Origin of the sequence: Mycobacterium sp. UM_Kg1 (genome assembly GCF_000972925.1) — a bacterium.
GTDB classification, from domain to species: Bacteria; Actinomycetota; Actinomycetes; order Mycobacteriales; family Mycobacteriaceae; genus Mycobacterium; species Mycobacterium hiberniae.
The window spans coordinates 1-213 of record NZ_JRMK01000407.1; the positions used below are offsets into that span (position 1 = coordinate 1).

General features: G+C 71.4%; 1 protein-coding gene. It reads left to right on the forward strand.

Going from position 1 to position 213, the window contains the following annotated elements; genetic code table 11:
* On the forward strand, nucleotides 1-213 hold a 213-nt coding region (locus LI92_RS21735; protein ID WP_046322897.1), incomplete at both ends, for an aldehyde dehydrogenase family protein.

Below are 213 nucleotides of genomic sequence, written 5' to 3' on the forward strand. Positions count from 1 at the left end.
AGGAACAGATCACCGAGTTCCGTGACGCCGGTCCGGAAGCCGTCGACGAAGCCGTCGCCCGCGCCAAGGCGGCCTACCAGTCCGGCGGGGGGACCGACCTCCCGGCTCGCCAGCGCGCCAAGGGGCTGTGGAAGCTCGCAGACCTCATCGACGAGCACGCCGAGGCGTTCGCCGAGCTGGAATCGCTGGACTCGGGCATGCCGCCGGCCCAGT